The sequence below is a fragment of the Brevundimonas sp. MYb52 genome (assembly GCF_002979535.1).
Lineage (GTDB): Bacteria > Pseudomonadota > Alphaproteobacteria > Caulobacterales > Caulobacteraceae > Brevundimonas.
In genome coordinates this window covers 64,689-86,818 of sequence record NZ_PCPB01000009.1, presented here as the reverse complement: position 1 = coordinate 86,818, position 22,130 = coordinate 64,689, and the positions used below count along the sequence as shown (strand labels likewise).

Here is a 22,130-nt window from a genome sequence, read left to right as displayed (position 1 = left end):
TGGGGAGGGCCGACAAGCAGAAGGCGGCGCATCTTTCGACACGCCGCCCCCACCCGGCCTCGCCCTGCGGGCTCAGCCACCCTCCCCATGAAGGGGAGGGAGAAAGTAATTAAGCCGCCTTGAGCAGTTCGGCCTTCTGGTCCGCCGCCGCACTGATGCGGGCTTCGGCGATGGCGTCGGCGATCAGATGGGTCGGCTTGTTCTCGGAGGCCGAACGCTCGAGGATTTCCTCGAAGGTCTCCATCAGGCGCGACAGCTTGCCTTCGACCCACGAGGCGTCATAGGCGCCGCCCGACTGGCGAGCATTCATTTCCGAGGCGACGTTGATGATGCCGCCGCCGTTGACGACGTAGTCAGGGGCGTAAAGCACGCCGCGACGGAACAGCTCGTCGCCGATGTCGGCGGTGGCCAGCTGGTTGTTGGCGGCGCCGCAGACGGCCTTGACCTTGAGACGGTCCAGGGTCTGCAGGTTCAGCGTCGCGCCCAGGGCGCAGGGCGCATAGATGTCGGCGGCGACGTCATAGATGGCGTCGGGCGAGACGATCTCGGCGCCGGTCTTGGCGGCGACGGCTTCTAGGTTGGCCTGGTTGACGTCGGTGATGATCAGCTTGGCGCCGGCCTTGTGCAGCATCTCAGCCAGATAGGCGCCGACGTGACCCACGCCCTGCAGGGCCACAGTCAGGCCGGTCATGTCGTTCTGATTGAACAGGCGACGGGCCACGACCAGGTTCGAGCGGAACACGCCCTCGGCGGTGACCGGGCTGGGGTCGCCCGAGGCTTCCGGGCCGTCCTTCAGGCCCAGAACGTATTCGGTGACCTTGCGGGCTTCGGCGATGTCCTCGACCGAGGTGCCGACGTCTTCGGCGGCGTAGTAGTGGCCGCCCAAGCCATTCAGGGCGCGACCGAAGGCGCGGAACAGTTCCGGCGACTTCTGGGTGCGGCTGTCGCCGATGATGACCGACTTGCCGCCGCCCATTTCCAGATCAGCCACGGCGTTCTTGTAGCTCATGCCCTTGGACAGGCGCAGGACGTCTTCGAGCGCTTCGGCCGACGAAGCGTAGTTCCACATGCGGGTGCCGCCGACGGCGGGGCCGCGCGCGGTGGAGTGAACTGCGACGATGGCCTTCAGGCCGGTTTTCTCGTCGTGGAAGGCGTGGACGCCTTCATGGTTCGCGAAAGAGGGGGAATCAAACAGCGTCTTGCCCATGACAGGCCTTTCCTGGGGTATTTTTTATTGCGCGAGGAGATACGCCGCGCCCGCCTACAGAGCAAGCGTGTCGGTTTCACGTCAGGAAAAGGCGGGATCAGCGCGCCTTGGGATCGGCCCGCAGCGCCGGCAGAACCGGGGCGGCCCCGGACGGCAGGGGCGCGGCGGCGTCGCGCAGCCAGGCCTCGACGTCGCGATAGACGACCTCGCCCTGCAGGTCGCGGTTCAGGATGTGCCAGCCGTTCGGATAATAGGCCGTGCGCAGATTGGGGCGCTCGCCCGCGCGTTCCAGCGCCAGCCGCATCGGCCCCTTGCGCACGATCTGGTCGTGGGCGCCGTAGAGCAGCAGGGTCGGCTTCTCGACCGCGCCGAGACGCACGGACGCCGCCTCCATCAGATCGACCAGACCGTGCATGGAATCAAAGCGGGTGGAGATGATGCTGAGCGGATCACGCCCGTTGCGGATCAGTTCCAGGGTATTGTCCGAAGCGCGGATGTTACGGACAGCGAAGGCCGGCGGCTCGACCGCCTTGTCGCCCATCAGCCGGGCGGCGGCCCAGAGACCTGCGCGGTTGAACGGGCTCTGGCTGGACCAGCCCCAGACGCCGGGGGCCAGCAGGATCACCCGGTCGGCGTCTGGCGGGGCCTCGCCTCCGAAGGCGGCGATGGTCGAAGACCCGCCCATGCTTTCCCCCGCCACCACGATCAGGGCGTTAGGGCGCTCGGCGCGGACAAGAGACACGATGGTGTGCAGGTCGGCGCTCGTCAGGCTCTCTGGCGCGAACTCGCCGCGATGGGGCGACAGGCCGAAACCACGCTGGTCATAGGCCCAGGTCTCGATGCCGCGCGTCGCCCACCACGGCCCGGCCAGGCGGAAGGAGGCGTAGTGGTCGTTGAAGCCGTGCAGGGCGACGATGACGGCCCAGGGCGGCTGACCCTCCGGCGACCAGCGCAGGTAGGGCAGACGCGCCCCGTCCTGAACGACAAAGGCGCCGCGCCCCAGGGTTCCAGCTTCGATGCGCGGACCGTTGAAGCCGACCGGCGGCGTTTCCGGTCCTTGCAGATGCGGCGTGGCGCAGGCGGACAAGGCGAGGGAAAGGGCCAGAAGGCCTGCCGTCAGTCCGCTACGCCAAAGGGTCACGCCAGAATCTCCGCTGTCCTCTGGCGAAGGTAGGGCAGAACCTCGGCTTCAAACCACGGGTTTTTCTTCAGCCAGGCGGTATTGCGCCATGAGGGGTGCGGCAGGGGCAGGACGGCGGGGGCATAGTCGCGCCAGGCGCGGACGGTTTCGGTCATATTGGCCTTGGCCCGCTCGCCCAGCGCCCAGGCCTGGGCGTAGCCGCCGACCAGCAGGGTCAGCTCGACATTGGGCAGTTCGGCCAGCAGGCGGGGCCGCCACAGCTCGGCGCAGCGGCGCGGCGGGGGATAGTCGCCGCCTTTTGGATCGGTGCCGGGAAAACAGAAGGCCTGGGCCGCAACGCCCAGACGCGGATCGCCGTAGAAGGTCGCCTCGTCCACGCCCAGCCAGTCGCGCAGGCGGTCGCCGGACGGATCGGTAAAGGGCAGACCGCTTTCATGCACCCTTCGTCCCGGCGCCTGACCACAGATCAGCAGGCGGGTTTCGGGCGCAAGCATGACCACCGGGCGCGGCGTGTGGGGCAACTGCCCCAGGCACGCCCGGCAGGCGCGGATCTCGGCCAGGAGCTCATCCAGGCCGTTTTCCGGTTCAGTCGAAGTCGTCATCCGAGGCTTCGACCGGCGGCAGGGCCGCCAGCGCCGCGGCCGTCTCGGCCTCGGTCGGCAGGCGCAGGCGGATCACGCCCTTGAAGGCGTTCGGGTCGACCGCCTTGCCCTTCTTGGTGATGGTCAGCTTGCCCTGACGCATCAGGCCAAGCGCGACCGCGCGCACCTTGGGCAGCATCCGCTGCCACTGCTCGGGCTGCAGCTCTTTGGCCACATCCGAGGGTTCAATGCTCTTGCCGCCGACGTTCTTGGGGTCGGCCTTGGCCAGTTTTTCAAAAATGGCCGCTTCGATTGGATCGCTCATTGCGCCTATATGCTGCAGCGCGAGATCAGAAAGAAGGCGTAATCGGCATGGTTGGCAGGATCACGGTATCGGAAGGCGAGTTCGCTGGCTGGGAAACCTATGAGGTGACGGACACCACCTTCGATTCCACGGTCGGCCCCTTCTACCGCAAGCCCGATCCCGACGGGTCGATGCGCTGCGCCTTCCGCGCCGAGCAGAAGCACATGAATTTCGGCGGCCGGATGCATGGCGGCTGCCTGATGACCTTCGCCGACATCGCCATGTTCCAGATCGCCTATCAGGAGATGGAGGGCGCGTCCGGCGTGACGGTGCAGCTGGATTCCACCTTCATCGACGGCGCCTATGTGGGCGAACTGATCGAGGCCACGGGCCAGGTCACCAAGGCGGGCAAGAGCCTGATCTTCGTCCGCGGTCAGATCAACACGGGCGAGCGGCTGCTGATGACCTTCTCGGGCGTGATCCGCAAGTTCACGCCGCGAGACTGAGGCCCCTACTTGGCGGCGTAAACCACGCGGCATTCGCCATCAACCGTGGTGTAACGGCCGTTTGCGGCGTCCACGAAGGCGATGCGGCCGCCGTCATTGTATTCGACCTTGCCGGTCGAACGGCCCTTGAAGGTTTCGACGCCATAGCTCCAGCAGGTGATGTCGGCCGGGCGGTCGCTGAAGGTCGCGTCATTGCGCGCGCGCCGGCTTTCCGTGCAGGCGGCGGCCGATACGGCGAGACCGAGGACAAGGGTGATGGTGACAGCTCTGTTCATGCCGCACAGCTTGGCATGACGAACAGGGGTCGAAAAGCCTTTAGACGCCCGCCTTCGCCGCCGGGCGGGCGCGGCAGGCCTCGAGCCAGCGGGCCAGATGGGTGAACTCTTCCGGCGGGCGGTATTTGACCAGTCGGGCGAAGTCCAGACCGACCGCCGCCACGATGTCGGCTATGGTGAAGCGGTCGGCGGCGATGAACTCATGCTCGGCCAGTTGACGGTCCAGAAGGCGCATGAACTTCTCGGCGCCGACGCGGCTGTATTCAGCCACCTGCGGCTGAGGGGCCTCCAGCGCGGCCAGGGCCGGGTGACTGAAACGCACGTTCAGCATCATGGGATTGGCCAGATAGATCTCGCAGCGTCGGGTCCACATCTCGATCAGGGCCTGTTCCTGGGGATCGTGACCGAACAGGTTCGGCTCCGGGTTCAGGGCTTCCAGATAGCGGCAGATGGCGATGGATTCGGAGATGCAGGTCCCGTCGTCCAGTTCCAGCGCCGGGACGTGCGGCACGCCGACCTTGGCGCGATATTCCGCCGTGCGGTGCTGACCGGACAGCAGGTCGATCTCGACGAACTCGACGTTGTCGACGCCCTTCTCGGCCATGACCCAACGGACCCGGCGCGGATTGGGCGCGCGATAGGAGGTGTAGAGCTTCATCGGACGGTCCCCCGGTCCAGATCAGGATTAATGGCCAGAGCGTTGTTACTGGCCGAACACGGAGGCCGGCATGGCCCCGACGATGCAGGCGGTCATCAGCGTGGCCAGGAAGCCCGCTAGCAGGGCCTTCCATACCAGGCCCAGAACTTCCTCGCGGCGCTCGGGCATCAGCACCGACAGGCCAGTGACGGTAATGCCGACCGAGCCGATGTTCGCGAAACCGCACAGGGCATAGGTCATCAGCATCCGGGTGCGCTCGGTCATCTCGCCATCCGGCACCGCACCCAGTTTGATGAAGGCGACGAACTCGGTCAGGGTCAGCTTGACCCCCAGCAGCCAGCCGGCCTTCTGCGCATCGGCCCACTCCACCCCGATCAGCCAGGCGAGCGGCGAGAAGACGACGCCCAGGACACGTTCGACGCTCAGCGGCTCGCCGCCGATCCAGAAGGCGCCCAGCATGACGTTGGCCAGGGCCACCAGGGCCACAAAGACGATCAGCACGGCCGAGATGTTCAGCACCACCATCAGGCCATCCGAGGTGCCCTTGACGATGGCGTCGACGGCGCTGTCGTATTTCAGCGCCGAGTTGTAGTCGGCGACCGCCCCGCCCTCGCCCGGCTTCTCCGGGATGATGACGCGGGCCAGCAGGACGCCGGCCGGGGCCGAGACGATGGAGGCGACCAGAACGTGGCCTGCCGCATTGGTCAGCACCGGGGCCAGGATGGTGGCGTAGGCCACCATGGTCGAACCGGCGACAGTGGCCAGGCCGACCACCATCATCAGAAAGACTTCCGAACGGGTCAGCTTGTCCAGATAGGCCCGGATGACGATGGGGCTTTCGATCATGCCCAGGAAGACATTGGCCGCAACCGCCAGGGCCGAGGCGCCGCCCAGGCCCATGGTCTTCTGGAACACAAAGCCGAAGCCCAGGGTGATCCACTTCAGGATCTTCCAGTGCCACAGCAGAGCCGACAGGGCCGAGATCACCAAGATCAGCGGCAGGACCTTGAAGGCGAAGGTGAACAGCGCCCCTTCATTGGCCACGGCGTAGGGTTGGTCTCCGCCTGCCAGATAGCCGAAGACGAACTTGGTCCCCTCTTCGGTCGCCACCTCCAGCCCCTTCACGGCGTTGTTCACGCCGTCCAGCACCACCTGCGATCCGGGAATGGCGAACGTCGCCAGGATCAGCGCCGCCTGCACCAGCACCGCACCAATGGCCAGCCGCCAGGGGAAGAGCTTGCGGTTCTCGGACAGGCCCCAGCAAACGGCGATGATGACGACCAGGCCGAGAAGGCTCTGCAGGTTCAGAAGGCTGAACATGGGAAAAGGCGGCTCCACGAGCGACCGACGGCCGAGAGCCGCCTTTAAAATCTGCTTGAACGCTACCGCGCGGCTTCTGGTCAAGTGCGCATGCGGCGTCCTGCCGCGCCAAAGCCTCGCCTCAGTCTAAACTTCGCCGTTATGCGAGCAGCCAATCACCGTTGCGTCATCAACGGGGAGAGGTCGAATGCGCAAGGCACTGATCGGAGCGGCGGCGGCGAGCGCCCTGCTCGCAGGATGCCAGGAGGGATCGCGTCAATACGCCGACGAGTCGGTGGACGTCGAACTGATGGAAGCGGCGCCAGCCGCACCTGTCATGGACGCCGCCGCCTCCGCGCCGTCGGGGCCCGGCAGCGGCGCCACGCCGGTCGTCGCGCCTAGCACCGCCCCCAATGTCGCCCCCAGCATCGCCTATGCCTATCGTTTCGGACTGGAACTGCCGGCAGAGGCGGCGACCAGCCTGATGGCGAAGCACGAACAAGCCTGCATCGCCGCCGGCGCGTCGGCCTGCCAGGTGATCGGTTCCAACTCCAGCCGGGTCGGTCGCGATTCCGTCGAGGCCAGCCTGGAGATGCGCGCTACGCCCGCCTACGTCGCCCGCTTCCGCGCGGCGCTGGACGGCGAGGCCAGGGGCGCGGGCGGGCGCGTGGCCCAACAGTCGGTCGAGAGCGAGGATCTGACCCGGCAACTGGTCGACACCGAGGCGCGGATGCGGGCGATGGAGACCCTGCGCGATCGGCTGCAACAGCTTCTGGCCACGCGCAGCGGACCACTGGAACAACTGCTGCAGGTTGAGCGCGAACTGGCGCGGGTGCAGGGCGAACTGGATGCCACGCGTTCGGCGCTTACAGTCATGCGGACGCGGGTGCAGACGTCGAGGCTGGACGTGACCTATCGCGCGGCGGGGCAGTTGGCGCCCGACAGCGCCCTGCGCCCCGTGACCGACGCCCTGGGCCAGGCGGCCTATCTGTTCATGTCGACCCTGGGCGCCTTGATCATGCTGCTGGCCGGCGCCCTGCCCCTGCTGCTGGTGATCGCGCCTCTGGCGTGGCTGGGGTGGCGCTGGCGTCAGAAACGCGGGGCGCAGCGCCGGGCCGCCGAGGCGGCGCGCAAGAAAAAGGCGGAGGGTGACCCCTCCGCCTGATCGCACTTTTCTTTCCTCCCCATTGCATGGGGAGGGGGGGTCAGAGCTGGCCGCGGACCAGCTTGCCGTAGTCGTCCATCAGGGTCAGCGACAGCTCGCCCGGCGTGAAGCGATAGTCGCCGATCTCGCTGACCGGTGTGACCTCGGCGGCCGAGCCGGTGAGGAAGCATTCCGAGAAGTCCGCCAGCTCTTCCGGCAGGATGTCGCGGATCACCACCTCGATGCCCTTGGCCTGGGCCATCTCGATCACGGTCTGGCGGGTGATGCCGTCCAGGATGTGATCGACGCGCGGGGTGTGCAGGGCGCCGTTCTGGACGAAGAAGACGTTGGCGCCGGTGGCTTCGGCCACATAGCCGCGCCAGTCCAGCATCATGGCGTCGGCATAGCCGCGCTTCTCGGCCGCCGTCTTGGACATGGTGCAGATCATGTAGAGGCCGCCGGCCTTGGCCGTCGAGGGGGCGGTGGCGGGGTCAGGGCGACGCCACTTGGCCCACTCCAGACGGATGCCCTTCTTCTTGACCTCGGGGTCGAAATAGCTGGGCCACTCCCAGGCGGCGATGGCCAGGTGAACCTTGCTGTTCAGCGACGAGACGCTGAGCTGTTCGGCGCCCAGATAGGCGACGGGACGGATGTAGCAGTCCGTCAGGCCGTTCTTTTCACAGGTTTCCTTGCAGGCGGCGTCGATCTCGGCCACGCTGTAGGGAATGTCGAAGTCCAGCAGCTCGGCCGAGCGCTTCAGCCGTTGGCTGTGCGCCGTCAGCTTGAAGATTTCGCCGCCATACATACGCTCACCCTCGAACACCGACGAGCCGTAGTGAAGGCCATGGGTCAGAACGTGCGTTTTCGCGTCCCTCCAGGGCACGAACGCGCCGTCAAACCAGATCCAGCCGTCACGATCGTCGAAAGGAACGAAGGCCATTGAATAACGTCTCCTCGGGATGTGGTCCGGTTACACTCTTCTCTCCCGCCGCCGTCAACGCCTTTGCGTTCGGCAGGATCGCCTAAGACATGACTGATACGCGCTCGAACGGCCGCTCCGGCCCCATCGCTGCTCCCGGCGCCGGCCGTCACCTGCTGGTCGTCGACGACGACGACAGAATCCGCGAACTGCTCAAAGAGTTCCTGGCGCGCGAGGGCTATCGCGTCACCGGCGCCGCCCACGCGGGCGCGGCGCGGCGGCTGGTCGAACTGATCGAGTTCGACCTGATCGTGCTGGACGTCATGATGCCGGGCGAGAGCGGCTTCGACCTGACCAGCTGGATTCGCAGCCAGGCCTCGCTGTCCAAGACCCCGGTCCTGCTGCTGACGGCCAAGGGCGATCCGAACGACCGCATCGAGGGCCTGTCGCGCGGGGCCGACGACTATATGTCCAAGCCCTTTGATCCGCGTGAGTTGGCGCTGCGGGTCGAGGCCATCCTGCGCCGCACCGGCGGCAAGCCCATGACCCCGCGCGAGATCCGCATGGGACCGGCGGTGTTCGACATGGAGCGGCTGGAGCTGACCCGCGACGGCGAGTTGCAGCGCCTGACCGAAGCCGAGGCGCAACTGCTGAAAACCCTGGCCATCCACGCCCATTCGCCGGTCGAGCGCATGAACCTGTCGCCCGACACAGCCGACATCACCGGCCGCGCGGTGGACGTGCAGGTGACGCGCCTGCGCCGCAAGCTGGAAGCCGACCCCAAGAACCCGCGCTATCTGCAGACCGTGCGCGGCGTGGGCTATATGCTGGCCCCGGACTGATCCGGTCATGAGGCTGCTGCCCCTTCCCCTCTGGGCGCGGATGATCAAGCGCCGCCTGCCGACCTCGCTATGGGGCCGTTCGCTGCTGATCATCGTCCTGCCGGTGCTGATCATGCAGGGGGCCGTGACCTGGGCCTTTTTCGACGCCCACTGGCAGGCCGTGACCGCGCGCCTGTCCGAGGGCCTCGCCGGGGACGTCGCCTGGGCGGCCGAAAGCTATCGCGACCAGCCGACGGCGCAGAACCTGGCCGTCATCGCCGACCGGGCCGAACGGTCGATGCAATTGTCGATCGCGTTTCAGGACGGTGCGGTCCTGCCCGAGGAGCAGCGGCGCGGGGCCATCGGCGTAGTCGACCGCGTCCTTGAGAAGGCCCTGTCCTCGCGACTGGACCAGCCCTTCTGGTACGACACCACCCGCTATCCCGCCTATGTCGACATTCGCGTGCAGGAGCCGGGAGGCGTGCTGCGCATCATCGCCCCGCGCGAACGGGCCGTAGCGACCCAGGCTCATATCTTCGTCCTGTGGCTGACCATCGCGACCGTCCTGCTGCTGGGCGTGGCGGTCCTGTTCATCCGCAATCAGGTGCGGGCCATCGAGCGGCTGGCCGACGCCGCCGAAGCCTTCGGTCGGGGCGAAAGCGTGCCGCGCTTCAAACCGCACGGCGCACGCGAGGTGCGGGCCGCCGCCAGCGCCTTCCTGGACATGCGCGGCCGCATCCAGCGCCACATCGACCAGCGCACGGCCCTGCTGGCCTCGGTCAGCCACGACCTGCGCACGCCCCTGACCCGCCTGCGGCTGGAACTGGCCCTGGCCCCGCCCTTTAAACGCGCCGAGGCGATGAAGGGCGATCTGGACGAGATGGAGCACATGATCGACGAGTATCTGGCCTTCGCGCGCGGCGAGGCCGGCGAAGCCATGCAGTCGATCTCCGTGCCCGAAATGCTGCGCCGCGCGGCCGAGGACGCCCGTCGGGCCGGAGCCGAGGTCACGGTCGAGGCGCCGGACGACCTGGACGCCATGCTGCGCCCCCTCGCCTTCCGCCGCGCCCTGAACAATCTGGCCGGCAACGCCGCCGTCCACGGCGAGCACGTGCGCCTGTCGGCCCGCCCCCTGCCCTCGGGCGGGCTGGAGATCGCGGTCGAGGACGACGGGCCGGGCATCCCCGACGACATGCATGAGGAAGCCTTCCGACCCTTTTCCCGGCTGGACGCCTCGCGCAATCAGAACAGCAAGGGCGTCGGCCTGGGCCTGGCTATCGCCCGCGACGTGGCGCGCGGCCACGGCGGCGACATCACCCTGAGCCGCAGCGATCTGGGCGGACTGAAGGCCTCGATCCGCCTGCCCGGATAAATCGCCGCGCCCCTCTGGCGTGACTGTAAAATCATCGCCATCTTGAGCCCGTTCCAGGGGGGCCTGGATCAGGAGTCCGTATGATGCGTCGTTTTACGTTTCTCGCACCGCTCACCGCCGCTCTGGCCCTCGCGGGCGCCGCTGCGGCCCAACCCTCGGCCGTCGTCGTCACCGTCAGCCCCGACTTCGCCAAGACCGCCGAAGAACTCGGCCAGCGCGACGTCCAGCAACAGGTCGACGATCTGACCGCCAAGGTCACCCGTGTCCTCACCGAGCGTCACGCTCTGGACGGCGCCCGGATCGAACTGACCATCACTGACCTGAAGCCCAACCGGCCGACCATGCAGCAGACCTCCGCCAAGCCGGGTCTGGACCCGATGCGCAGCATCTCGATCGGCGGCGCCGCCATCGAGGGCACAGTCACGACCGCCTCGGGCGAGGTCCATCCGGTCAAGTACGACCACTATTCGAACACCCTGGCCGACGTGCGCGGCTTCAGCACCTGGCAGGACGCAAGCACGGCCTTCAACCGGCTGGCGCGCAACCTTGCCGAAGGGCGCTACGTCACCCGCTAAGTTCGGTCGACTTGGCCACAGCCGCCTGAACGGCGCTCTCGACCGCCCGGTCGAGGGCGCCGTCTGCGTTCAGGGCCACAAGACCGGCCTGGGTCACGCCGCCGGGCGAGGCCACGCGGTCGATCAGGGCGTCCAAGGCCTCGGTTCCCTCCACGCCCGCCGCGGCGGAACGAAGCGTGGCGCGGGCCAGCCGCACGGCGGCCTCCGGCGTTAGACCCTCCTCGACCCCGGCCTGGGCCAGGGCGCGCGTGAAGGCGAAGTAGTAGGCGGGACCGCAGCCGGACACGGCGGTCGCGGCGTGCATGGCGGCCTCGTCGTCCAGGTGGACGGTCTCGGCGATGGGCGCGAACAGGGCCTCGCCCACGGCGCGGGCGGCGGCGTCCGCGGCCCAGATGGTCGCCACGCCCTGCGCTTGAGCCACGCCGGTCGTCGGCATGATGCGGACGACAGAGCGGTGGTCGAAGCCGGCGGAAATCGTCTCGCCCTTCACCCCGGCCATGACCGAGACGACGACGGCGTCCGGCGCCAGATGCGGCAAGATGGGGCGCGAGGCCTCGAACCACTTGGCCGGCTTGACGCCGATGACGAAGGCGCGAGCATCCTTCAGCGCCTCTAGCGGCGGATTGATCCGTGCGCCGAGCGCCCGCGCCATCTCGGCGGCGGGCTTTTCGGACGGGGTCAGGATGATGAGGTCGGCGGGGTCGACCGCCCCGGTCTTCAGCCAGCCTTCGAGGATGGCCGAGCCCAGCCGCCCCACGCCTTGCAGGACAACTGTGCGGCTCATGTCAGGCGGTGCCCACGGTTTCGAACAGGCAGGCGTCGATGGCTTCCTGCGCCTTCTTGGAGCCGCGCACCATGAAGTCGAAGGCAGGGTAGTAGCGGTCGGCGGCCTCGATGGCGGCGTCGATCATGGACGCGGCCTGGGCCAGGGTCGGGCGCTCGCTGTGCGGCAGAGCCAGAGAGTGGCGGAAGACGATCTCGCCCTCGTCCGGCCAGACCTCGAAATGGCCCAGCCAGGTACGCTGGTTGATCATGGCGACCAGTTCATAGGCGGCGGCCCGGCGCGTCTTCATGACCCGCAGATCCAGGGCGCAGCACAGCTGAAGGCAGTCGCCTTCGGGCCGCCAGGCGAACCACAGCTCATAGTCCTTCCAGTCGCCCGCAAGCGCGAAGGCCAGGTCGCCGTCGTCCGTGCGGTCGAACGGCAGGTTCTCCGCATTGAGGACATGCTCCACGACATCCAGAGGGTCGTAGGGAACGTCGACCTCTTCGGGTCGGGCTGCATCCATCAGGGATTCACATTCTTACTCGGGGGCCGCGACTCACGACCTGCAAACGAACGGTAAACGTGTTCGGAGATTCGGCTCAACCGGCCGAATTCGCATCAGGCGTCGTGCCTGTGGACGTTCCGGAAGACGCCTTTTTCGCGGGCGATTTCTGAGCCTTAAGCTCAGCAATCTCGGCGCGCAGGGCGGCGATCTCGTCCTTCAGAACGTCGAACTCGTCGCGGCGGACCAGATCCATCTCGGCGACGAAGCGGTCGGTCTGGGCGCGCCAGGCGGCCTTGGCTTCGTCGCCTGCAGCCTGGGCCAGACCCATGGCGCCCGTGGTCAGCTTGGCGAACTCGTCCAGAAGGGGATTGCGCGTCTGCATGATCAAATCTCGCGTCTCGGCCACACCAGTATATGGTTAATGGCGTCGTAAATTGGGTGAACGAAACCTTTCCGTCCGAACCGGCTATAAACTGCTTCGCGGGAAAAGCGCGCGACGAATGCAGTCTCGCTTGCTAGATGATTTCGGGTTCCAAACGGCGCTGACGGAGGCCCTGTGCCCTTCCCCGAATTCGACCCTGTCCTGATCCATCTCGGCCCCCTGCCCATCCGCTGGTACGCCCTGGCCTATGTCGCCGGGATCGTGCTGGGCTGGTGGTACGCCTCGCGTCTGGCCAAGACGGAACGGCTGTGGGCGCCGGGCAAGCCGCCGGTGACGGGACCGCAACTGGACGATCTGGTGCTGTGGATCACGCTCGGCGTCATCCTAGGCGGCCGCTTCGGCTACGCCCTCTTCTACAAGCCGGCCATGTTCGCTCAATTGTTCACTGGCGACAGTTGGGGCGAGCGGCTGGAGTTGCTGCAACTGTGGACGGGCGGCATGAGCTTCCACGGCGGCTTCCTGGGTGTGGTCATCGCCATCGCGCTCTACGCCAACCGCCAGAAGGTCAATCCGCTGAGCCTCGGCGACCTGATCGCCCCTGTGGCGCCGATCGGCCTGTTGTTCGGCCGCATCGCCAACTTCATCAACGGCGAGTTGTGGGGCCGCGAGACGACGGTTCCCTGGGCCATCCGCTTCTGCAACGCCCGCATCGAACAGATGTACGGCTTCTGCCCCGCCGGCAACGAGCCGCGCCACCCCAGCCAGCTCTATGAGGCGGGCCTTGAGGGTCTGCTGCTGCTGATCATCCTGTCGCTGGCGATCTGGAAGTGGAAGATGCTGAAGCGTCCGGGCTTCGTCACCGGCCTGTTCCTGCTGGGCTATGGCGTCTGCCGCGCCGCGTTGGAGAACGTGCGCCAGCCCGACGCCGGTTTCGAGCACCTGCCGCTGGGCCTGACCATGGGCATGATCCTGTCGATCCCGATGATGCTGGTCGGCGCCTGGCTGATCTGGCGGGCGCTGAAGAAGCCGGTCGTCGCAGAGGCGTAAGAAGTCATGGCGGAGACGCTCAAAGACCGGCTGGTCCGCGAGATTGTGCTGACCGGACCGATGACGGTGGCGGACTATGTCACCCGCTGCCTGCACGACCCCAAGGGCGGCTATTATTCGACGCGGCCCGCGCTGGGGGAAGGCGGCGACTTCATCACCGCCCCCCTGGTCAGCCAGATGTTCGGCGAACTGATCGGCCTGTGGGCCATCGAGGTCTGGAGCCGGCTGGGCGCGCCCGAGCGCGTGCGGCTGGTTGAGGTCGGGCCGGGCGACGGGACGCTGATCTCGGACGCCCTGCGCGCCGCGCGGCTGGTCCCCGGCTTCCTGGAGGCCGTGGACCTGATCCTGATCGAGCCCAGCGCGCCGCTGCGCGCCGAACAGGCGCGGCGGCTGGCCGACGCCGACGTCCACCCCCGCTGGCTCAGCGCCCTGCATCAGATCGAGACCGACGCCCCCGTCATCCTGATCGGCAATGAGGTGTTGGACTGCATGCCCGCACGTCAGTTCATGAAGACCGAAGGCGGCTGGGCCGAGCGCCGGGTCGGCGTCACCGACGACAATGAGCTGACCTTCGGCCTGGTCGCCATCTCGGGCGGGTTCGAGCGCCCGGAATACGATGTCGAACCGGGCCAGGTGGTCGAGATTTCGGAGCAGCAGGCGGCCTTCGCCGGCGATCTGGCGACCCTAGTCAAGGCGGCCTCGGGCGCCGCCCTGCTGATCGACTATGGCCGCGCCAAGCCGGGCGCCGGCGACACCCTGCAAGGGTTGAGGCGGCACCAGAAGGTCGATCCCCTGACGACGCCGGGCGAGGCCGACCTGACCCAATGGGCCGACTATCCGCTGGTGCTGGAGGCTGCGGTGCGCAGCGGCGCCGACGTGACCGGCTGCGTCGGCCAGGGCGCCTTCCTCAAGGCTCTGGGGATCGAAGCCCGCGCCCAGAGGTTGATGCAGGCCCGCCCCGACGCCGCCCCGGTCATCCAGCGTCAGTTGGACCGCCTGACGGCGCCGGACCAGATGGGCGAGCTGTTCAAGGCGGCGGCGATCTTCTCGCCCCGCTCTCTGGTCCTGCCGGGTTTCTGAGGACTGCGGGCCGTTTCCGCAGGGAGTGTGACGATGCGTTTTTCGGATCGAGAACGGGACGTGCTTCTGGCCGCCAAGGGCGTCGGGCCCAAGGTGATCGAACGGCTGGAGGAACAGGGCCTGGGCGCCTTCGAGCGGCTGGCCCAGGCCGATCCCGCCGTCGTCTGCGCTGGGGCCGCCGCCAGCCTGGGCGCCACCTGCTGGAAGAACAGCCCCCAGGCGCGCAAGGCCATCGAAGCCGCCGTCGCCGCCGCTCGCAACTCGCTGGAGGCCGCATGAGCCTGAACCCCATCAACCACCCCCTGCTCGACAAGGCCGGGGTGCGCCACGGCTTCTTCACCCGCGAGGGCGGGGTGTCGGAGGGCATCTACGCCGGGCTGAACGCGGGCGTGGGGTCCAAGGACGATCCGGCGAATGTGGCCGAGAACCGTCGCCGCGTGGCCGAATGGATGGGCGGCGGGCTGGATGACCTGTGCGGCTGCTATCAGATCCACTCCGCCGTGGCCCGCGTGGCCGAAACCGGCTGGGCCGGCGAGCGACCCGAGGGCGACGCCGTGGTCACGGCTGTGCGCGGCCCGATCGCCTCCATCCTGACCGCCGACTGTGCGCCCGTCCTGTTCGCTGACGCCGAGGCGGGCGTGGTCGGCGCGGCCCATGCGGGCTGGAAGGGCGCGCTGGGCGGGATCATTCATTCCACGGTCGCTGCCATGGAAGCCCTGGGCGCCCGGCCCGAACGCATGGTCGCCGTGGTCGGCCCCTGCATCGCGCAGGCGTCGTACGAAGTGGGCGCCGACTATCAGGAACGCTTCGCCCACCACGACCCCGGCAGCGAACGCTTCTTCTCCCCCGGCGCCGCCGAGGACAAGCGCCTGTTCGACCTGCCCGGCTTTGTCCTGTGGCGGCTGGAGCAGGCTGGCGTCGGCGACGCCGCCTGGACCGGCGACGACACGCGCGCGGACGCCACGCGCTTCTACTCGAACCGACGCGCGTTTCTGGCGGGAGAACCGGATTTCGGGCGGCTGGTGAGCGCGATCAGCCTGACCTGATCTTTCCTCCCCACTTGTGGGGAGGGGGACCGCGAAGCGGTGGGGGGGCGAAGCAAACGTCAGCCGTCGAGACGCCCCCTCCGTCACGCCGCTATCGCGCCGAGCCACCTCCCCATGGAATGGGGAGGAAAGAGGGCCTCAGCCCGCCATCGCCATGTCGGGGACGCGAGTGGTTTCGCGCCAGGCGTCGGGCTGGGCCAGCAGGGCGCGGACCAGCTTGTTGTTCAGGGCGTGGCCCGCCTTGACGCCTTCGTAGCGGCCCAGCAGGGGGGCGCCGAGGACGTAGAGGTCGCCGATGGCGTCCAGGGCCTTGTGGCGCACGAACTCGCGTTCCATGCGCAGGCCGCCGGGGTTCAGGATCTCGTCGCCGTCGATGACCACGGCGTTTTCCAGCGAACCGCCGCGGGCCAGACCGGCCTGACGCAGGGCCTCGACCTCATGGGCGAAGCCGAAGGTGCGGGCGGCCATGATGTCCGAGCGGAAGGTCGCCTCGTCGACCACGAAGTCCACCACCTGATTGCCGATGACCGGCGTGGGGAAGTCGATCTCGAAGCGCATCTCGTAGCGGTCACAGGGCAGCAGGACAGCGGACTTGTCGCCCTCCTCCACCCGGATCGGCTTGAGGATCTCGATGTAGCGGACCGGGGCTTCCTGACGGCGGAAGCCGGCGCGATCCAGCAGTTGCACGAACTGCAGGGCCGAGCCGTCCAGGATCGGCAGTTCGGGGCCGTCGACCTCAACCACGGCGTTGGAGACGCCGAGCGCGCACAGCGCGGCCATCAGGTGCTCGATGGTCGACAGGCGCACGCCCGCCGCGTTCTCGATCATGGTGTTCAGGCGGGCGTCGATGACGGCTTCGCCCGAGACGGGGATGCGGTTGTCGCGGTCGGTGATGTCAGTGCGCACGAAGACGATGCCGGCGCCGGGCGCAGCCGGGCGCACGACCAGCTTGACGCGCTGGCCGGTATGGACGCCAACGCCAGCCGTAATGGCCGGGGCGACGATGGTCTGTTCGTGATGGTCGTTACGGACCGGCAAGCTGAAACTCTCTGTGTTGCGCGGCTCCGCGCAGTCGTGCGGAGTTCGCCTCGCCTGTCGTTTAACCACGCCCGCTCAAGCCGGAAATGAAAGATGGGTTTCGAAATGTTTCGGTCTCGCGACACTCGGGACGCGCGGCGACACAAGGCAAAACGCCCCGGAGCCAGGCTCCGGGGCGTTTCAATCAGCGTCTCTTCCGATCAGTTCGCGAGGCGGCGAAGAAAGGAAGGGATTTCGAGGTCGTCGTCTTCAGCGTGACCGGCCTGGAAGTCCTGGGTCGGCTGGGTCGCCTGGGTCTGGCGCAGTTGCTGGGTCGTGCGGTTCGACGACGGCTGCGGCGCATAGGAGGGCTGCTGCTGTTGCGGCTGCTGGCGCTTCTTGCCGAACAGGCTCCAACCGCTGCGACGGTGATCGCGGTCGTCGTAGTATTCTTCTTCAGCGACCGGGGCCTCTTCGCGGCGCGGGGCCGGGCGGGCTTGCGGTTGCTGGCCGCGGTCGAAGTAGAGGTCGCCTTGCTCAGCCGAAGCGGCGGCGGGTTGAGCGCGGACAGCGCCGGATTCGTATTCCTCAACCCAGGGATCGACGATCGGCTCCAGGTTACGGGGCGCATCGTGGATGACGGGTTCCGGGCGCGGCTCAGGCGCGGCGCGCGCGGCCGGGGCCTCATAGACCGGAGCGGGTTCAGGGGCGCGGGCCGGTTCGCGCACCGGGTCGATGCGAACTTCGGGCTGGCGCGGCGCGGCGGCGGCCGTGGCCGGGCGGCGGTCCGAGAAGGCCGAACCCTGGGGCTCGATCTTCTGGATCACGGCCTCATCCATGCCGGTCGCGACGACCGAGACGCGGATCTTGCCGTCCAGGGCCGGGTCGAAGGCGGCGCCGAAGATGATGTTGGCGTCGCCGTCCACTTCGGCGGCGATGGCGTTGGCGGCCTCGTCCACTTCCAGCAGGGTCATGTCCAGACCGCCGGTGATGTTCACCAGCACGGCCTTGGCGCCCTTGAGGCTGGTTTCGTCCAGCAGCGGGTTGGCGATGGCGTTCTGGGCGGCCAGCAGGGCGCGGTCGTCGCCCGTAGCCTCGCCCGTGCCCATCATCGCCTTGCCCATTTCGGACATGACGGCGCGGACGTCGGCGAAGTCGAGGTTGATCAGGCCCGGCAGGATCATCAGGTCGGTGATCGAACGCACGCCCGAGTGCAGCACCTGATCAGCCATGCCGAAGGCGTCGGCGAAGGTCGTGCGCTCGTTGGCGACGCGGAACAGGTTCTGGTTCGGAATGACGATCAGGGTGTCGACGTAGCGCTGCAGCTCGGCGACGCCGGAGTCCGCCAGGCGCATACGGTGACGGCCTTCGAAGGTGAAGGGCTTGGTGACGACGCCGACGGTCAGGATGCCGCGGTCACGCGCGCACTTGGCGATGACGGGGGCCGCGCCGGTGCCGGTGCCGCCGCCCATGCCGCAGGTGATGAAGACCATGTGCGCGCCGTCCAGGTGCGCGTGGATCTCGTCGGCGCTTTCCTCGGCGGCGTTCATGCCGACTTCGGGGTGGGCGCCGGCGCCGAGGCCCTGGGTGATGGTCTCGCCCAGTTGGATGCGACGGTCGGTCTTGGCGAAGCTGAGGTGCTGGGCGTCGGTGTTGGCGACGACGAACTCGACCCCTTCAAGGCCGGCGTCGATCATGTTGTTCACGGCGTTTCCGCCCGCGCCGCCGACGCCGAAGACGACGATCCGGGGCTTCAGTTCCGTGTGTTGCGGCTTCACCAGCGAGAGAGACATGATTGTTGTTCCGACTTTCCGACCCTGCCCGTTAACCCCAATGCGAAATCCCCGCCGAATCGCATTGGTTATGAGCGCGTTAAGGAAAACCCCTTTTGCGTTAACGGAGTGTTACCCCGGTAATATGAGTCGGAAGATTTGAAAGCGTGCATCCGTAGCTTGGCTGCAGATTTACTTCATTTTTTTTCGGACCTCGGCGTCGAAAAGCAAAAAGGGCGGCTCTTGCGAGCCGCCCTTTCCGTTTTCGGATCGGACCGAACTTACCAGGGACGGAAGTTCATGCCGACGAAGAAGCGACGACCGTAGGGGTCGAAGTTCGAGTAGAGGGTCGTTCCGAGATAGTCAGGCTGCTCGGCGTCGAAGGCGTTCACGACACCAGCGCGAAGCGTCAGGTCATCACGCACATTCCACCGGACGGTGAAGTCGTGGCGCGCGAAGTTGCCGGTATCGAGCATGTTGGCAGGACGGCTATCCGCGTTGTTGACGAAGTCACGCAGCTGAATGATGTCCTGGGCCGTTTGCCAGTCCGCCGTCCAGTTGACGCTCCAGGTTTCGTTCGGCGTGTAGGTGAGCGACGAGGTGAAGCGAACCCGCGGGTTGGAGCCGCCGGTGGACAGCAAGCTGGCGTCTTCATCAAAGTCGGTCGGATCGGCAGCATTGAAGAAGCTCTGCTGCTCGATCAGCCACAGACCGCCGATCGAGTAATCGAGCTGGCCCCAGTTCAGGCCCATCATCTCTTCGAAGTCCCAACGGTAGCGAGCGGTGAAGTCAAGGCCGCGCGTCGACAGTTGGGCGTAGTTGATCGAGCCCTGGATAAAGCCGCCGATCGGGTCGCCTTGCGGCGCGCCCATGGCGAACGGCTCATCGGGATTGTTACGGAAGATGACCGAACAGGCTTCCAGGTTCAGGGTCGGGCCGCTGACGCAGTTGTTGGCCTGCGTTTGGGCGCTGACCGAGGCGATGACCTGGTCAATCTCGATTTCGTAGTAGTCGAGGATGATCGACAGGTTGGGAACGAACCGCGGCTGCCAGACCGCCGAGAAGGTGAAGCTCTTCGATTCTTCCGGCTCCAGGTTCGGGTTGCCGCCGCCAACCCCAGCCACGCCGCTGGCGTAGGTGCCATTGCCGCGACCGAAGGGATTGTAGTCATCGACGTTGGTGTCCGTCGCGCCGGCGAAGTCGAAGGTCAGACCTTGCTCCTTCGCCAAGGCGGTGCAGTTGGCGATCCGGTTGGTGCGCGTTTCCGCGTCCATCGTCGGAGAGTTGATCGCTGCGGTGGCGCAAGGATCAACGAAGCCGTTTGCGAACGTCTGAACAAGCGGCTGGAAGTTCTCGCCCAGGTCCGGCACGCGCACCGACGTGTTGAAGCTGGTCTTGAACGTGATGTCCCGGATGGGGCGGTAAACGAGGTTGACGCCGTAGATGTCAACGGTGCCGACCGTCGAATAATCTGCAAAGCGATACGAGCCGCTGAGTTCAGCATACTCGCCCAGGAAGCTGTCGCGAAGCAGCGGGACCGACACCTCAGCAAAGTATTCGTTGCTGGTGTATTCAGCGCCAGGGAAGTCAGGGCCGGTGTTCAGGAACAGGAAACGATCGCCGGTATCACGGTCACGACCGATGGCTTCGGTGTATTCGCGGCGATATTCAGCACCGAGGGCCACGCCGAGGGGGCCAGCGCCCCAGAAGTCCCACAGTTGGCCAGAGATCGAAGCCAGACCCTGTTCCTGCTCATTGACCTCACGCACGTTGATGTCGACCGAAACATAGTCGAGCGCTTCGGCGCTTTGGTTGCCCTTGCCGAAGACGTTCATCGGCGTGCAGGAGTCGAGTGCGCGCTTGCCCTCGACCGAGTCCCTCAGGTCTCCGCCACGGAAGTCATCAGGAGTTTCGGCGCCCGAAGCTTGAAGAAGCCGTGCGCGGCAAACGATGGCCCCGGGGGTTCCCAACACGCCAGCAGTGTCGAACACAGCATCGGCCGCCATCTGGAAGCGTTGGTTGTCGGTAGCGACTTCCCTGTTAACGACCTCGACCTTGCCGTAGGTGTAGGACAGATCCCAGTTCACATTGTCGACGATGCCGACCTTGTCCCAGCCGCCCTTCAGACCCACGACATAGCGCTGAAGTTGGCGATTGTTCTCTTGGTCGCGGTCGTTGCCGAACAACGTGTGCCGCGCGAAGGGCGCAGCGACCGTACCCAGAACAGCGCCGGGGCTATCCGCAGTGGGAGCGCCATACCGCGTGAAGGTGTTGTTGCGGATCGCCGTACGCAGGTTTTCCGGCAGATAGGCGTTGTCGCTGAGGCTCAGGTTAAACGCATTGGTCGCGTAAGCCGGCTGAAGTCCAGCGTAAGAATCATTGATGTAGAAGTCGTAGAAGACCGGCTGAGCGCTGAAGTACGTATCTTCGTCAACATACTTGGCTTCGACATAGGCCTCGATATTCGACGTGACCTCGAAGTTGGCGCCGACTTGGAAGCGCTTGGAGGTCGACTCGGGAACGCGCGTGATCGTTCCGAAGGTCGCGGGGTTATCGCCATCGCCGCCGATGTTGTTGGGGCGGTTGATGCCCGTCTCGCCGACGCGCTGGCCGAAGTTGGCCAGCCGCGCCGTTTGGCCGTCGAAGACCCAGGTATAGGCGGGATCGACGTTGAAGCAGTTCGATGCGGTGATCGAGGAGCAGGTGCCGTACGGAATGTTCGGGTTGGACAGGGCGCTGCCACGCTGAGCATTAGCCAGAGTGGTTTGACCCCAGCGCGGACGCTGGAGCGTACGCACGCCGCGCTGAATGCCGACATCGACCAGACCGTCATACGGCTTGCTGGTCGGATCGGCGTCCAAGCCATAGAGGCCCGTGGCGTCCTGGAGCCAATCCATGTCCAGCGACTGGACCTCGTCGAGGGCTTCGTACTCACCATGAGCGTAAACGTTCAGGCGGCCATCGAAGAAGTTATGACCGACCAAGGCGGAGATACGCTTACTCGTTTCACCGTTCTGATTGATCTGGCCGTAATGGGCGTCGATCTCAACACCTTCGAAATTCTTGCGAAGGACAAAGTTCAGAACGCCCGAGACAGCGTCAGCGCCATAAACCGAAGCGGCGCCGCCGGTGACGATCTCGATGTTTTCGATCAGCAGGCGCGGGATGGTGTCGATATCAACCGACAGCGAACCGCCGTTGGAGCCGACATGGCGACGTCCATCGACCAGGGTCAGCGTCCGGCCGGAGCCCAGTGCACGCAGGTTCGGCAGAGCCAAGCCGCCAATACCCAGACTGCCGGTCGTATCCGACGGGATCATGGACTGCGACAGAGCCGGAATGGTGGCCAGGTAGTCGATCACAGTCGACTGGCCGGTCGACAGCAGGGCCTCCCGCTCGACCTGTATCAGCGGCGTCGGCGAATTGACGGGGTCGCGACGGATACGCGAACCGGTGACGACGACCTCTTCGACCACGGTTGCATCCTGAGACGCAGGCTCAGCGGTCTGGGCGAAGGCCGGAGCCGACACAGCAAGGACGCCGGCGAGGATGGTCGTCCCGAATAGATAGTTGCGCTTCAAGTGCATTTTGAAATTGGCCCCAACCTTGAATTGAACTTCAGCACAGCGGAATCGCTCAGGGCGCCCGCATGACAGACCGTCTCGTCTAACGGAAATCGGTGACCGGGCAAGCTTTGTGACCCAAATCAGGCC

23 protein-coding genes are annotated in these 22,130 nt (G+C 66.5%); 9 read left to right on the top strand and 14 right to left on the bottom strand.

The window, feature by feature from the left end; genetic code table 11:
- Nucleotides 1–109: 109 nt before the first annotated feature.
- The 4 genes from CQ039_RS11190 to CQ039_RS11175 form a co-directional block, all read right to left on the bottom strand.
- Nucleotides 110–1,207 carry a Glu/Leu/Phe/Val dehydrogenase gene (locus CQ039_RS11190; RefSeq protein ID WP_105563906.1) on the bottom strand — a complete coding sequence of 366 codons (1,098 nt, stop codon included), beginning with the start codon at nucleotides 1,205–1,207 and terminating at the stop codon, nucleotides 110–112.
- A gap of 97 nt (nucleotides 1,208–1,304) precedes the next feature.
- Nucleotides 1,305–2,348 (bottom strand): alpha/beta fold hydrolase, encoded by a 1,044-nt coding sequence (locus CQ039_RS11185; RefSeq protein WP_105563907.1) that lies wholly within the window; start codon nucleotides 2,346–2,348, stop codon nucleotides 1,305–1,307.
- Nucleotides 2,345–2,950, bottom strand: coding sequence for a uracil-DNA glycosylase family protein (locus tag CQ039_RS11180; RefSeq protein ID WP_105563908.1), 606 nt, complete (start codon nucleotides 2,948–2,950; stop codon nucleotides 2,345–2,347). Before CQ039_RS11180 ends, CQ039_RS11185 begins: the two co-directional genes overlap by 4 nt.
- Nucleotides 2,934–3,254 (bottom strand): DUF3253 domain-containing protein, encoded by a 321-nt coding sequence (locus CQ039_RS11175; protein WP_105563909.1) that lies wholly within the window; start codon nucleotides 3,252–3,254, stop codon nucleotides 2,934–2,936. Before CQ039_RS11175 ends, CQ039_RS11180 begins: the two co-directional genes overlap by 17 nt.
- Before the next feature lie 47 nt (nucleotides 3,255–3,301).
- Here CQ039_RS11175 and CQ039_RS11170 point away from each other — a divergent pair, with 47 nt between their 5' ends.
- Entirely contained in the window at nucleotides 3,302–3,739 is a 438-nt protein-coding gene (locus CQ039_RS11170; RefSeq protein ID WP_105563910.1) for a PaaI family thioesterase, read from the top strand.
- 5 nt (nucleotides 3,740–3,744) lie between these two features.
- Here the strand turns inward: CQ039_RS11170 and CQ039_RS11165 are convergent, their stop codons facing one another.
- From CQ039_RS11165 to CQ039_RS11155, 3 genes are read right to left on the bottom strand one after another with little or no spacing between them, the layout of a single operon-like run.
- Entirely contained in the window at nucleotides 3,745–4,014 is a 270-nt protein-coding gene (locus tag CQ039_RS11165; protein WP_105563911.1) for a hypothetical protein, read from the bottom strand.
- Between the two features lie 40 nt (nucleotides 4,015–4,054).
- The gene (locus tag CQ039_RS11160) at nucleotides 4,055–4,672 is read right to left on the bottom strand and encodes a glutathione S-transferase family protein (RefSeq protein WP_105563912.1); all 618 of its coding nucleotides are present in this window, start codon (nucleotides 4,670–4,672) and stop codon (nucleotides 4,055–4,057) included.
- A gap of 45 nt (nucleotides 4,673–4,717) precedes the next feature.
- A complete protein-coding gene (locus CQ039_RS11155; RefSeq protein ID WP_105563913.1) occupies nucleotides 4,718–5,992 on the bottom strand; it encodes a NupC/NupG family nucleoside CNT transporter in 1,275 nt (424 codons plus the stop codon).
- A gap of 187 nt (nucleotides 5,993–6,179) precedes the next feature.
- On the opposite strand from CQ039_RS11155, the gene CQ039_RS11150 reads away from it, so the two are divergent.
- Nucleotides 6,180–7,136 carry a DUF4349 domain-containing protein gene (locus tag CQ039_RS11150; RefSeq protein WP_105563914.1) on the top strand — a complete coding sequence of 319 codons (957 nt, stop codon included), beginning with the start codon at nucleotides 6,180–6,182 and terminating at the stop codon, nucleotides 7,134–7,136.
- 40 nt (nucleotides 7,137–7,176) lie between these two features.
- Here CQ039_RS11150 and CQ039_RS11145 read toward each other — a convergent pair whose 3' ends face one another.
- The gene (locus tag CQ039_RS11145; RefSeq protein ID WP_105563915.1) at nucleotides 7,177–8,055 is read right to left on the bottom strand and encodes a branched-chain amino acid aminotransferase; all 879 of its coding nucleotides are present in this window, start codon (nucleotides 8,053–8,055) and stop codon (nucleotides 7,177–7,179) included.
- A gap of 89 nt (nucleotides 8,056–8,144) precedes the next feature.
- On the opposite strand from CQ039_RS11145, the gene CQ039_RS11140 reads away from it, so the two are divergent.
- The 3 genes from CQ039_RS11140 (at nucleotide 8,145) to CQ039_RS11130 (ending at nucleotide 10,802) form a co-directional block, all read left to right on the top strand.
- Entirely contained in the window at nucleotides 8,145–8,876 is a 732-nt protein-coding gene (locus CQ039_RS11140) for a response regulator (protein WP_105563916.1), read from the top strand.
- A gap of 7 nt (nucleotides 8,877–8,883) precedes the next feature.
- Complete coding sequence (locus CQ039_RS11135) at nucleotides 8,884–10,227, top strand: ATP-binding protein (RefSeq protein ID WP_105563917.1); 1,344 nt, start codon at nucleotides 8,884–8,886, stop codon at nucleotides 10,225–10,227.
- Nucleotides 10,228–10,310: 83 nt separating this feature from the next.
- Nucleotides 10,311–10,802, top strand: coding sequence for a hypothetical protein (locus CQ039_RS11130; RefSeq protein WP_105563960.1), 492 nt, complete (start codon nucleotides 10,311–10,313; stop codon nucleotides 10,800–10,802).
- On the opposite strand, the gene CQ039_RS11125 is transcribed toward CQ039_RS11130, so the two are convergent.
- From CQ039_RS11125 to CQ039_RS11115, 3 genes are all read right to left on the bottom strand, one after another.
- Nucleotides 10,792–11,586: a pyrroline-5-carboxylate reductase gene (locus CQ039_RS11125; RefSeq protein ID WP_105563918.1), complete on the bottom strand. Its 795-nt coding sequence runs from the start codon at nucleotides 11,584–11,586 to the stop codon at nucleotides 10,792–10,794. The two genes, CQ039_RS11130 and CQ039_RS11125, sit on opposite strands and share 11 nt — an antisense overlap.
- A 1-nt stretch (nucleotide 11,587) precedes the next feature.
- Entirely contained in the window at nucleotides 11,588–12,091 is a 504-nt protein-coding gene (locus tag CQ039_RS11120) for a YbjN domain-containing protein (protein WP_105563919.1), read from the bottom strand.
- Between the two features lie 76 nt (nucleotides 12,092–12,167).
- Nucleotides 12,168–12,455, bottom strand: a complete 288-nt coding sequence (locus tag CQ039_RS11115) for an accessory factor UbiK family protein (protein WP_105563920.1) — start codon at nucleotides 12,453–12,455, stop codon at nucleotides 12,168–12,170.
- Nucleotides 12,456–12,629: 174 nt separating this feature from the next.
- Here CQ039_RS11115 and lgt point away from each other — a divergent pair, with 174 nt between their 5' ends.
- The 4 genes from lgt to pgeF are packed head-to-tail and all read left to right on the top strand — an operon-like array spanning nucleotide 12,630 to nucleotide 15,628.
- Nucleotides 12,630–13,502, top strand: coding sequence for a prolipoprotein diacylglyceryl transferase (gene lgt / locus CQ039_RS11110; protein WP_105563921.1), 873 nt, complete (start codon nucleotides 12,630–12,632; stop codon nucleotides 13,500–13,502).
- Between the two features lie 6 nt (nucleotides 13,503–13,508).
- The gene (locus CQ039_RS11105) at nucleotides 13,509–14,582 is read left to right on the top strand and encodes a class I SAM-dependent methyltransferase (protein ID WP_105563922.1); all 1,074 of its coding nucleotides are present in this window, start codon (nucleotides 13,509–13,511) and stop codon (nucleotides 14,580–14,582) included.
- A 33-nt stretch (nucleotides 14,583–14,615) separates the two neighbouring features.
- Nucleotides 14,616–14,861 (top strand): Pathogenicity locus, encoded by a 246-nt coding sequence (locus CQ039_RS11100; RefSeq protein WP_105563923.1) that lies wholly within the window; start codon nucleotides 14,616–14,618, stop codon nucleotides 14,859–14,861.
- Nucleotides 14,858–15,628, top strand: coding sequence for a peptidoglycan editing factor PgeF (gene pgeF / locus CQ039_RS11095; protein WP_105563924.1), 771 nt, complete (start codon nucleotides 14,858–14,860; stop codon nucleotides 15,626–15,628). The genes CQ039_RS11100 and pgeF overlap by 4 nt, the downstream gene beginning before the upstream one ends.
- A gap of 138 nt (nucleotides 15,629–15,766) precedes the next feature.
- Here pgeF and lpxC read toward each other — a convergent pair whose 3' ends face one another.
- The 3 genes from lpxC to CQ039_RS11080 all read right to left on the bottom strand — a co-directional run bounded on the left by lpxC (nucleotide 15,767) and on the right by CQ039_RS11080 (nucleotide 22,004).
- Nucleotides 15,767–16,666, bottom strand: coding sequence for a UDP-3-O-acyl-N-acetylglucosamine deacetylase (gene lpxC, locus CQ039_RS11090; protein ID WP_105563925.1), 900 nt, complete (start codon nucleotides 16,664–16,666; stop codon nucleotides 15,767–15,769).
- Nucleotides 16,667–16,866: 200 nt separating this feature from the next.
- Nucleotides 16,867–18,438, bottom strand: a complete 1,572-nt coding sequence (ftsZ, locus tag CQ039_RS11085; protein ID WP_105563926.1) for a cell division protein FtsZ — start codon at nucleotides 18,436–18,438, stop codon at nucleotides 16,867–16,869.
- Nucleotides 18,439–18,698: 260 nt separating this feature from the next.
- Nucleotides 18,699–22,004 carry a TonB-dependent receptor domain-containing protein gene (locus CQ039_RS11080; RefSeq protein ID WP_105563927.1) on the bottom strand — a complete coding sequence of 1,102 codons (3,306 nt, stop codon included), beginning with the start codon at nucleotides 22,002–22,004 and terminating at the stop codon, nucleotides 18,699–18,701.
- Nucleotides 22,005–22,130 lie beyond the last annotated feature (126 nt).

Excerpts from the sequence above, each read along its gene's own strand:
- CQ039_RS11190 (WP_105563906.1), bottom strand. The coding sequence starts at position 1,207 with ATGGGCAAGACGCTGTTTGATTCCCCCTCTTTCGCGAACCATGAAGGC.
- CQ039_RS11180 (WP_105563908.1), bottom strand. The coding sequence starts at position 2,950 with ATGACGACTTCGACTGAACCGGAAAACGGCCTGGATGAGCTCCTGGCC.
- CQ039_RS11175 (WP_105563909.1), bottom strand. The coding sequence starts at position 3,254 with ATGAGCGATCCAATCGAAGCGGCCATTTTTGAAAAACTGGCCAAGGCC.
- CQ039_RS11170 (WP_105563910.1), top strand. The coding sequence starts at position 3,302 with ATGGTTGGCAGGATCACGGTATCGGAAGGCGAGTTCGCTGGCTGGGAA.
- CQ039_RS11165 (WP_105563911.1), bottom strand. The coding sequence starts at position 4,014 with ATGAACAGAGCTGTCACCATCACCCTTGTCCTCGGTCTCGCCGTATCG.
- CQ039_RS11160 (WP_105563912.1), bottom strand. The coding sequence starts at position 4,672 with ATGAAGCTCTACACCTCCTATCGCGCGCCCAATCCGCGCCGGGTCCGT.
- CQ039_RS11155 (WP_105563913.1), bottom strand. The coding sequence starts at position 5,992 with ATGTTCAGCCTTCTGAACCTGCAGAGCCTTCTCGGCCTGGTCGTCATC.
- CQ039_RS11150 (WP_105563914.1), top strand. The coding sequence starts at position 6,180 with ATGCGCAAGGCACTGATCGGAGCGGCGGCGGCGAGCGCCCTGCTCGCA.
- CQ039_RS11145 (WP_105563915.1), bottom strand. The coding sequence starts at position 8,055 with ATGGCCTTCGTTCCTTTCGACGATCGTGACGGCTGGATCTGGTTTGAC.
- CQ039_RS11140 (WP_105563916.1), top strand. The coding sequence starts at position 8,145 with ATGACTGATACGCGCTCGAACGGCCGCTCCGGCCCCATCGCTGCTCCC.
- CQ039_RS11135 (WP_105563917.1), top strand. The coding sequence starts at position 8,884 with ATGAGGCTGCTGCCCCTTCCCCTCTGGGCGCGGATGATCAAGCGCCGC.
- CQ039_RS11130 (WP_105563960.1), top strand. The coding sequence starts at position 10,311 with ATGCGTCGTTTTACGTTTCTCGCACCGCTCACCGCCGCTCTGGCCCTC.
- CQ039_RS11125 (WP_105563918.1), bottom strand. The coding sequence starts at position 11,586 with ATGAGCCGCACAGTTGTCCTGCAAGGCGTGGGGCGGCTGGGCTCGGCC.
- CQ039_RS11120 (WP_105563919.1), bottom strand. The coding sequence starts at position 12,091 with ATGGATGCAGCCCGACCCGAAGAGGTCGACGTTCCCTACGACCCTCTG.
- CQ039_RS11115 (WP_105563920.1), bottom strand. The coding sequence starts at position 12,455 with ATGCAGACGCGCAATCCCCTTCTGGACGAGTTCGCCAAGCTGACCACG.
- CQ039_RS11105 (WP_105563922.1), top strand. The coding sequence starts at position 13,509 with ATGGCGGAGACGCTCAAAGACCGGCTGGTCCGCGAGATTGTGCTGACC.
- CQ039_RS11100 (WP_105563923.1), top strand. The coding sequence starts at position 14,616 with ATGCGTTTTTCGGATCGAGAACGGGACGTGCTTCTGGCCGCCAAGGGC.
- pgeF (WP_105563924.1), top strand. The coding sequence starts at position 14,858 with ATGAGCCTGAACCCCATCAACCACCCCCTGCTCGACAAGGCCGGGGTG.
- ftsZ (WP_105563926.1), bottom strand. The coding sequence starts at position 18,438 with ATGTCTCTCTCGCTGGTGAAGCCGCAACACACGGAACTGAAGCCCCGG.
- CQ039_RS11080 (WP_105563927.1), bottom strand. The coding sequence starts at position 22,004 with ATGCACTTGAAGCGCAACTATCTATTCGGGACGACCATCCTCGCCGGC.